Annotated in this window: 9 protein-coding genes and 1 pseudogene; 8 read left to right on the plus strand and 2 right to left on the minus strand. The window is 71.9% G+C overall.

What is annotated here, in order from left to right:
* The 3 genes from H5J33_RS15100 to H5J33_RS15110 form a co-directional block, all read left to right on the plus strand.
* The coding region (locus H5J33_RS15100; protein ID WP_181795432.1) for an SDR family NAD(P)-dependent oxidoreductase at positions 1 to 600 on the plus strand (600 nt) is incomplete at its 5' end.
* A complete protein-coding gene (locus H5J33_RS15105; RefSeq protein ID WP_181795433.1) occupies positions 597 to 1,667 on the plus strand; it encodes a low specificity L-threonine aldolase in 1,071 nt (356 codons plus the stop codon). The genes H5J33_RS15100 and H5J33_RS15105, both read left to right, overlap by 4 nt.
* A gap of 74 nt (positions 1,668 to 1,741) precedes the next feature.
* A complete protein-coding gene (locus H5J33_RS15110; protein ID WP_181795434.1) occupies positions 1,742 to 2,332 on the plus strand; it encodes a transglutaminase family protein in 591 nt (196 codons plus the stop codon).
* Positions 2,333 to 2,387: 55 nt separating this feature from the next.
* On the opposite strand, the gene H5J33_RS15115 is transcribed toward H5J33_RS15110, so the two are convergent.
* Positions 2,388 to 3,113, minus strand: a complete 726-nt coding sequence (locus H5J33_RS15115; protein ID WP_181795435.1) for a 1-acyl-sn-glycerol-3-phosphate acyltransferase — start codon at positions 3,111 to 3,113, stop codon at positions 2,388 to 2,390.
* Positions 3,114 to 3,430: 317 nt separating this feature from the next.
* Between H5J33_RS15115 and H5J33_RS15120 the strand changes: the two genes are divergently transcribed.
* The 4 genes from H5J33_RS15120 (at position 3,431) to H5J33_RS15135 (ending at position 6,497) form a co-directional block, all read left to right on the plus strand.
* Positions 3,431 to 3,763, plus strand: a complete 333-nt coding sequence (locus H5J33_RS15120) for a thioredoxin family protein (RefSeq protein WP_181795436.1) — start codon at positions 3,431 to 3,433, stop codon at positions 3,761 to 3,763.
* A 208-nt stretch (positions 3,764 to 3,971) separates the two neighbouring features.
* The gene (locus tag H5J33_RS15125) at positions 3,972 to 4,481 is read left to right on the plus strand and encodes a flavin reductase family protein (protein WP_181795437.1); all 510 of its coding nucleotides are present in this window, start codon (positions 3,972 to 3,974) and stop codon (positions 4,479 to 4,481) included.
* 216 nt (positions 4,482 to 4,697) lie between these two features.
* The gene (locus H5J33_RS15130) at positions 4,698 to 5,483 is read left to right on the plus strand and encodes an electron transfer flavoprotein subunit beta/FixA family protein (protein WP_181795438.1); all 786 of its coding nucleotides are present in this window, start codon (positions 4,698 to 4,700) and stop codon (positions 5,481 to 5,483) included.
* A 51-nt stretch (positions 5,484 to 5,534) separates the two neighbouring features.
* A complete protein-coding gene (locus H5J33_RS15135) occupies positions 5,535 to 6,497 on the plus strand; it encodes an electron transfer flavoprotein subunit alpha/FixB family protein (RefSeq protein WP_181795439.1) in 963 nt (320 codons plus the stop codon).
* Positions 6,498 to 6,560: 63 nt separating this feature from the next.
* Here the strand turns inward: H5J33_RS15135 and H5J33_RS15140 are convergent.
* Positions 6,561 to 7,163: pseudogene (locus H5J33_RS15140) on the minus strand (endonuclease/exonuclease/phosphatase family protein); the annotation flags it as partial.
* 214 nt (positions 7,164 to 7,377) lie between these two features.
* Between H5J33_RS15140 and H5J33_RS15145 the strand changes: the two are divergent.
* Positions 7,378 to 8,660, plus strand: a 1,283-nt coding sequence (locus H5J33_RS15145) for a DUF6986 family protein (protein ID WP_181795440.1), incomplete at its 3' end; no start/stop codon positions are given.

Below are 8,660 nucleotides of genomic sequence, written 5' to 3' on the forward strand. Positions count from 1 at the left end.
GACGCGGCGCGCTACGCCCGCGGCGGCGCCACCGTCACCGGCGAGACCGTCGACCTGCTCGACCCGGCGGACACCCGGGCCTGGGCCGCGCGCATCGAGAAGGAGCACGGCCGGATCGACGGCCTGGTCCACCTCGTCGGCGGCTGGCGCGGCAGCGCCACCTTCGCCGACACCGACCTCGCCGACTGGGACCTGCTGGAGAAGCTGCTCGTCCGCACCGTCCAGCACACCTCCCTCGCCTTCTTCGACGCCATCCAGCGCAGCGACCGCGGCCGGTACCTGCTCATCAGCGCGGCCGGCGCCTCCAGGCCGACGGCGGGCAACGCGGCGTACTCCGCCGCCAAGGCCGCCGCCGAGGCCTGGACGCTCGCCATGGCCGACGGCTTCCGCAAGGCCGGGGGCGAGCAGGGGCCGCGTTCGGCGGCTGCCATCCTGGTGGTGAAGGCGCTGGTGCACGACGCGATGCGCGCCGAACGCCCCAACGCGAAGTTCGCGGGCTTCACGGACGTCAAGGAACTGGCCGAGGCCATCGAGGGCGTCTGGAGCAAGCCCGCCGCGGAAGTGAACGGAAACCGTCTGTGGCTGACCGAGAAGCCGTGAACCCTCCCAAGACCGACGCGCGTCGCCATCACGACCCGCAGGTCCGCGGTTTCGCCAGTGACAACTACGCCGGAGCCCATCCCGAGGTGCTGGCCGCCCTGGCCCTGGCCAACGGCGGCCACCAGGTGGCGTACGGCGGCGACGACTACACCGAGCACCTCCAGCGGATCGTGCGCAGCCACTTCGGCGCCACCGCGGAGGCCTTCCCGGTCTTCAACGGCACCGGCGCCAACGTGGTCGCGCTCCAGGCGGTCACCGACCGCTGGGGCGCGGTGATCTGCGCCGAGAGCGCGCACATCAACGTCGACGAGGGCGGCGCGCCCGAGCGCATGGGCGGGCTGAAACTGCTCACCGTGCCCACGCCCGACGGCAAGCTCACCCCGGAGCTGATCGACCGGCAGGCCTGGGGCTGGGAGGACGAGCACCGGGCCATGCCGCAGGTCGTGTCGATCACCCAGTCCACCGAACTGGGCACCCTCTACACGCCCGAGGAGATCCGCGCGATCTGCGAGCACGCCCACGCGCACGGCATGAAGGTGCACCTGGACGGCTCCCGGATAGCCAATGCCGCCGCCTCCCTGGACGTGCCCATGCGGACGTTCACCAACGCGGTCGGCGTGGACATCCTCTCGCTGGGCGGGACGAAGAACGGCGCGCTGTTCGGCGAGGCCGTCGTCGTCATCAACCAGGACGCGGTGCGGCAGATGAAGCACCTGCGGAAGATGTCCATGCAGCTGGCCTCCAAGATGCGCTTCGTCTCGGTGCAGTTGGAGGCACTGCTCGCCAAGGACCTGTGGCTGCGCAACGCCCGGCACGCCAACGAGATGGCCCAGCGGCTCGCCGAGGGCGTGCGCGCGGTGCACGGGGTGGAGGTCCTCTACCCGGTGCAGGCCAACGGCGTCTTCGCCAGGCTCCCGCACGACGTGAGCGAGCGGCTGCAGAAGCGGTTCCGGTTCTACTTCTGGGACGAGGCAGCCGGAGTGGTGCGCTGGATGTGCTCCTTCGACACCACGGAGGACGACGTCGACACGTTCGTGGCGGCCCTGAAGGAGGAGACGGCTCGCTGACCTCCGCTGCATAGTTATGCGGTTGCCTGGAAAGTCATTGACGCCAGGTGACCGCGTTCCTATGCTCTGCGGGCATGCAGCTGATCCAGAACACGGCCGACCTGTCCGCGTACCTAGCCGCGGACGAGGCCATCGACCACCATCACCCACGAGTCCGGCAGACCGCCGCCCGCCTCGCGGCCGGCGCCGCCGACTCGTATGAATATGCGCGGGCCGCGTACGAGTTCGTACGCGACACGATCCCGCACTCCGCGGACTCCGGCGACCCGCGCGTCACCTGGCGCGCCTCCGACGTACTGGCCCTGGGCACCGGCGTCTGCCACGCCAAGTCGCACGCCCTGGCCGCCCTGCTGCGCGCCGAGGACATCCCGGCCGCCCTGTGCTACCAGCGCCTGACCGACGACGCGGGCGGTCACCTGCTCCACGGCCTGGTCGCCGTACGCTTCCGCGGCGCCTGGCACCGGCAGGACCCCCGGGGCAACAAGCCCGGTGTGGACGCGCGCTTCTCCCTGAGCGGCGAACGGCTGGCCTGGATCCCGGACCCCGAGGCCGGCGAGACGGACTACCCGGGCCTGTACGCCGCCCCGCTCCCGGCGGTCCTCACCGCCCTGCGCACGGCCTCCGACCGCCCGCACCTGTGGAGGACGCTCCCGTCGAGCCTCTGAGACCCCGCCCGACGGCGGGCCCGAGTGCCCGGGAAACGGCCGGGCGCCGCGGGCCCTACGCCTGGACCGCGCGCAACTCCTCCGCCGTGGGCGCCGTGCCGCCGAGGTGCGCGGGCAGCCACCAGGAGTCCTCCGGGCCCTTGGGGCGGCCCGGGTAGGCACGCTGCGCGGCCTCCAGGAGTTCCTGGACGCGTTCGCGCAGCCGGCGGGTGATGGCGCCGGCGTACTGGTCGCGGGGGGCCTCCACGGCCTCGCCGACCCGGACGGTGACGGGCAGGTGGCTGCGCTTGAAGTTGCGCGGCTGCCCCTTCGTCCACAGCCGCTGCGTGCCCCACACCGCCATCGGGACCAGCGGCACGCCCGCCTCCTGCGCCAGCCGGGCCGCGCCCGACTTGAAGCTCTTCAGCGTGAAGGACTGCGAGATCGTCGCCTCCGGGAACAGCCCGATGACCTCGCCGGAGCGCAGCGCGTCCAGCGCGTGCGCGTACGCCTTCTCGCCCTGTCCGCGGTCCACCGGGATGTGCTTCATGCCGCGCATGAGGGGTCCGGAGATCCGGTGCCGGAAGACGGACTCCTTCGCCATGAAGCGCACCAGCCGCTTCTGCGGCAGGGCGGCCAGGCCGTTGAAGATGAAGTCCAGATAGCTGATGTGATTGCTCACCAGCACGGCGCCGCCCGAGCGCGGGATGTTCTCCGACCCCAAGCAGTCGATCTTCAGATCCCAGACCTTGAACGCCGTCTTGGCGATACCGATGACGGGACGGTAGACCAGCTCTGCCATGGGCGGGGTGTGCCCTTTCTGCTCTGCTCGGGAAAGGGGCTCCCGGCGGGAAGGTTACGCAGCCGTAGGTTTACGGCGTCTCGCAGATCGTGCCCGAAGAACGTACGGGTGGCCAGTTCTGGTGCCCCCCTAACGCGAGATCCTCGTCACGTCGGCCTACATCCCACCTCGGATCTTTAAATCCCCTTTACCCTCCTGTGGGGTGTCGCCGGGAATCTTCGCGGTCCCGGGACCGGTTGTGCTGATGACGACCGGACCGGCGGCGCGCGCCCTGACGTGCCCGCCGCGACGAGCCGCGCCGGCGGCGGAACGGGAGAGTGCGGGTGGGCGGGCGCGACGACGGCAGGCGGATCGGGGCGGCCGAACTCGGCGCGGCGCTGGGGGAGCGGGCCACGCTGGTGCAGTTCTCCAGCGCTTTCTGCGCGCCCTGCCGGGCCACCCGGCGGGTCCTCGGCGAGGTCGCCGGCATGGTCCCTGGCGTGACCCACGTCGAGATCGACGCGGAGGCCCGCCTGGAGCTCGTACGCGCGCTGGAGATCGCCAAGACGCCCACCGTCCTGGTCCTGGACGCCGGCGGGCGGGTGGTGCGGCGCGCCACCGGACAGCCCCGCAAGGCCGACGTCATAGCGGCCCTGGGGGAAGCCGTATGAGCGGGGTCCGGCGCGCGGTGCGCCGTCCCGCCGGGCGCGGAAGCGGCTTGACGGTCCCCCTCGCCGGTCGCCAACCTGACCGCATGCCGACAGAACTCCTTCTCTACGGGCGGGTCCACATCGACCTCGCCCGCACCGCGAGCGCGGGGTGTCCGGGCTGTTGAGCACCCGCGGACCCGCCCGTGACCCCCGGCAGAAGGACGACTCCATGACGGCCACTCCCGAACTCGGCACCCCCCTGACCGCCTCCCCGGAACTGCTGCGCTCCGCCTTCCGCCGGCACGCCGCCGGTGTGGCGGTGATCACCGCGCGTGGTGCCTCCGGCCCGGTCGGCTTCACCGCCACCTCCCTCACCTCGGTCTCCGCCGAACCCCCGCTCGTCTCCTTCGGTATCGGCACGGGCGCCTCCAGCTGGCCCGCGATCGCCGGGACGGACCACGTCGGCGTGCACATACTCGGCGAGCACCAGAGCGACCTGGCCGCCACCTTCGCGCGCAGCGGCGCCGACCGCTTCGGCGCGCCCACCGCCTGGCGGGAGGGGCCGAAGGGGGTGCCGGTGCTGGACGACGTGCTGGTCTGGCTGGTGTGCCGGATCGTCGGGCGGGTCCCGGCCGGCGACCACCGCATCGTGCTCGCCGAGGTCGAGCTCGGCGACCCCTCGGGCACCGGCCGCCCGCTCCTCTACCACCAGGGACGCTTCAACGGTCTGCGGGATTGATCACGCTCGGCTCCGCTGCGCGCCCGTCGGGTTCCGGTTACGCTGCGTTGCGAAGGTCACAGTTCAAAGCGCTTGCTTAGCGGGCAGGAACTGGGTGTACTGACGAGTAATATCTCGTTCGGAGCGCGCGGACGCCCCGACCGGGATCGGCCGCTTGAGGCGCCTATGCTGCCTGCAAGAGGCAGCCCGAAATGACGATGCAGTAGGAGAGCCGGCGTGAGCTTGAGGATCGTTGTCACTGTGAAGTACGTGCCCGACGCCACTGGCGACCGGCACTTCGCCGATGACCTGACCGTCGACCGCGACGACGTGGACGGTCTGCTCTCCGAGCTGGACGAGTACGCGGTCGAGCAGGCGCTGCAGATCAAGGAGGACGCGGACGACGCCGAGGTCACCGTTCTGACGGTCGGCCCCGAGGACGCCAAGGACGCGCTCCGCAAGGCCCTGTCCATGGGTGCGGACAAGGCCATCCACGTCGAGGACGACGACCTGCACGGCACCGACGCCATCGGCACCTCCCTGGTGCTGGCCAAGGCCGTCGAGAAGGCCGGTTACGACCTGGTGATCTCCGGCATGGCCTCCACCGACGGCACCATGGGCATCGTCCCCGCCCTGCTCGCCGAGCGCCTGGGCGTTCCGCAGGTCACCCTGCTGTCCGAGGTCTCCGTCGAGGACGGCACGGTCAAGGGCCGCCGCGACGGCGACGCCGCCTCCGAGCAGCTTCAGGCGCAGCTCCCGGCCGTCGTCTCCGTGACCGACCAGTCCGGCGAGGCCCGCTACCCCTCCTTCAAGGGCATCATGGCGGCCAAGAAGAAGCCGGTGGAGTCCTGGGACCTGTCCGACCTCGACATCGAGGCCGAGGAGGTCGGCCTGGACGGCGCCTTCACCAAGGTCGAGTCCGCGACCGAGCGCCCGGCCCGCACGGCCGGCACCATCGTCAAGGACGAGGGCGAGGGCGGCAAGCAGCTCGCTGAGTTCCTCGCGGCCCAGAAGTTCATCTAAGGGCCCGCCCCGCTGACCGCCCCTCAACTTCTTACGCAGGAGAGCAATCCCATGGCTGAAGTCCTCGTCTACGTCGACCACGTGGACGGTGCCGTCCGCAAGCCCACCCTGGAGCTGCTGACCCTGGCCCGCCGCCTGGGCGAGCCCGTCGCCGTCGCGCTGGGCAACGGCGCCGCCGACACCGCCGCCACGCTCGCCGAGCACGGCGCGGTCAAGGTGCTCACCCACGACGCCGCCGAGTACGCCGAGTACCTGGTCGTGCCGAAGGTGGACGCCCTGCAGGCCGCCTACGAGGCCGTCTCCCCGGCCGCCGTGCTGGTCCCGTCCTCCGCCGACGGCAAGGAGATCGCGGCCCGCCTGGCGCTGCGCATCGGCTCCGGCGTCATCACCGACGCCGTCGACCTGGAGGCCGGCGACGAGGGCCCGGTGGCCACCCAGTCGGTGTTCGCCGCGTCCTTCACCACCAAGTCCCGTGTCGTCAAGGGCACCCCGGTCATCACGGTCAAGCCGAACAGCGCCGCCGTCGAGGCCGCCCCGGCCGCCGGTGCGGTCGAGGCCCTGTCGGTGACCTTCTCCGACAAGGCGACCGGCACGAAGATCACCGGCCGTACGCCGCGTGAGTCCACGGGCCGCCCGGAGCTGACCGAGGCCGCGATCGTGGTCTCCGGCGGCCGCGGTGTGAACGGCGCGGAGAACTTCGCGATCATCGAGGCCCTCGCCGATCAGCTGGGCGCGGCCGTCGGTGCCTCGCGCGCCGCCGTCGACGCCGGCTGGTACCCGCACACCAACCAGGTCGGCCAGACCGGCAAGAGCGTGTCGCCGCAGCTGTACATCGCCAACGGCATCTCCGGCGCGATCCAGCACCGCGCCGGCATGCAGACCTCGAAGACGATCGTGGCCGTCAACAAGGACGAGGAGGCCCCGATCTTCGAGCTCGCCGACTACGGCGTGGTCGGCGACCTGTTCGACGTCGTGCCGCAGCTGACCGAGGAGATCAAGGCCCGCAAGGGCTGATCCCCGCATCCGCTGTACCGAGGCCCCCGTGACCGCAACCGAGGTCACGGGGGCCTCGTCTCGTCCCGGCGTCAGCGAAGCCCGCACCGGCGGATGGTCGCCCGGGTACTGCCCGTGCGCCGAGAAGGTGTTGATCCGGGCCTCGTGCGCCGTGACACCGGGGGTGGCGAGGATCCAGTCGATGCGGTCGCCGCCCGGCGTCGGCGGCCGGTAGCCGTGGAAGGTGCCGTACGGCTCGCTCCGCTTCGCCGCCGTGTCCCAGGTGTCGGCCGGACCCGCGCCCAGCAGTGTGTCGTAGACCGGGTTCTCGTGGGCGGCCACGTTGAAGTCGCCCGTGACGACGAGCGGGAGCGCGGTGCCGAGTCCCGTGACGTGCTCGGCGATCAGGGATGGAACCGCCGCCCCAGGTGTCGGACCCGATCACGTCCGGTGTGCCGGAGAGTCGGAAGTGGTCGTACTCCTCGGGGCGAGCCGGTGCGTGTCGTAGAAGACGGCCATGGACTCGTCGCGGCTGCCGCCCGCGCGCCCGGTGCCGATCCAGCGGTGCTCCGCGCCCGCCCCGGCGGGGGCGGCGGAGAGTGCTGTACTGGACAGAGGCAGGGGAATCGCGGCGGCCGGCGTGGCCTTCAGGCCCCTGCGGCGCGTGACTCGGCTGTGGCTCGGCACGGGTGCTCCTCCTGCTGCGGCTTCCGGGCGACCGGTCGCCGGCGGGCTGTCGCGGGCGAAGGGGCGCGGCTCCGGCACGGTGCCAGAGGGAGGTGGCCGTGCCGAGAGCGCGGAGCGGAGAGCTCACGATGTGGTGTTGACCAGTGGGAAGGTTGCCAGATAACTTCGCCATACGGATTATTGATTCCATAAAGCGGAAAGTGGAGGGTGTGGGATGGGTCAGCAGGAGAAGGTGGCGACGAGCCTCGCGGGCGCCGTCAGCGAGGAGATCAGCGCTTCCCTCGCACCGGTCGACGCGGAGCTGGAGCGCCGCTACCCCGGGGACCCGGGCACCCGCCAGCCCGTCCACACCGTGTACGTCCCCGGCGACGCATTCGCCGTCGACACCATCCGCTCCTGGGGCGACCAGGCACTCGCGGCGCTCGACGAACACGCTCCGGACGCCGCCTCCTTCGCGGCCGTCCTCGGCCTGTCGGACGAGCTGGCCGAGCCGGTCTACTCCCGCGTGAGGGCCAAGCTGGAGCGCGAGCCCATCGAGGACCTGCGCGTCGACTTCGAGGACGGCTACGGCCCCCGTCCCGACGAGGAGGAGGACGCGACCGCCGCCCGCGCCGCCCGCCTGATCGCCGAGGCCTACCGGGACGGCACGGCCGCGCCCTACATGGGCATCCGCATGAAGTGCATGGAGGCCGCCGTACGGGACCGGGGCATCCGCACCCTCGATGTCTTCCTCACCGGTCTGATGGAGGCCGGCGGCCTGCCCGAGGGCCTGGTCCTCACCCTGCCCAAGGTGACCTACCCGGAGCAGGTCGGTGCCTTCGCCCGGCTGCTGGAGGCCTTCGAGAAGGCGCACGGACTGGACGCCGGGCGCCTGGGCTTCGAGATCCAGATCGAGACCAGCCAGTCCATCCTGGCCACCGACGGCACCGCCACGGTCGCCCGCATGATCCAGGCCGCCGAGGGCCGCGCCACCGGGCTGCACTACGGCACCTTCGACTACAGCGCCTGCCTCGGCGTCTCCGCCGCCTACCAGGCCAGCGACCACCCCGCCGCCGACCACGCCAAGGCGGTCATGCAGGTGGCGGCGGCCGGCACCGGCGTCCGCGTCTCGGACGGCTCCACCAACGTGCTGCCCGTCGGCCCGACGGCGAAGGTCCACGACGCCTGGCGCCTCCACTACGGCCTGACCCGGCGGGCGCTGGCCCGCGCCTACTACCAGGGCTGGGACATGCACCCCGGGCACATCCCCACCCGCTACGCCGCCGTCTTCGCCTTCTACCGCGAGGGCTTCGAGCAGGCCGCGGCCCGTCTCGCCCGCTACGCCAACCGGGCCGGCGGCGACGTCATGGACGAGCCCGCCACCGCCAAGGCGCTCAGCGGCTATCTGCTGCGCGGCCTGGACTGCGGCGCCCTGGACATCGCCGAGGTCGCCCGCCTCACCGGCCTCACCCGCGCCGACCTCGAATCCTTCGCGTCCCCCCGGCGCGGCGACCTGAC

Source organism: Streptomyces sp. WELS2, assembly GCF_013870595.1.
GTDB lineage: Bacteria > Actinomycetota > Actinomycetes > Streptomycetales > Streptomycetaceae > Streptomyces.

Bases quoted from the DNA above. Each gene is read 5' to 3' on its own strand.
- H5J33_RS15110 (WP_181795434.1), top strand. From the start codon at position 1,742: ATGCAGCTGATCCAGAACACGGCCGACCTGTCCGCGTACCTAGCCGCG.
- H5J33_RS15115 (WP_181795435.1), bottom strand. From the start codon at position 3,113: ATGGCAGAGCTGGTCTACCGTCCCGTCATCGGTATCGCCAAGACGGCG.
- H5J33_RS15125 (WP_181795437.1), top strand. From the start codon at position 3,972: ATGACGGCCACTCCCGAACTCGGCACCCCCCTGACCGCCTCCCCGGAA.
- H5J33_RS15135 (WP_181795439.1), top strand. From the start codon at position 5,535: ATGGCTGAAGTCCTCGTCTACGTCGACCACGTGGACGGTGCCGTCCGC.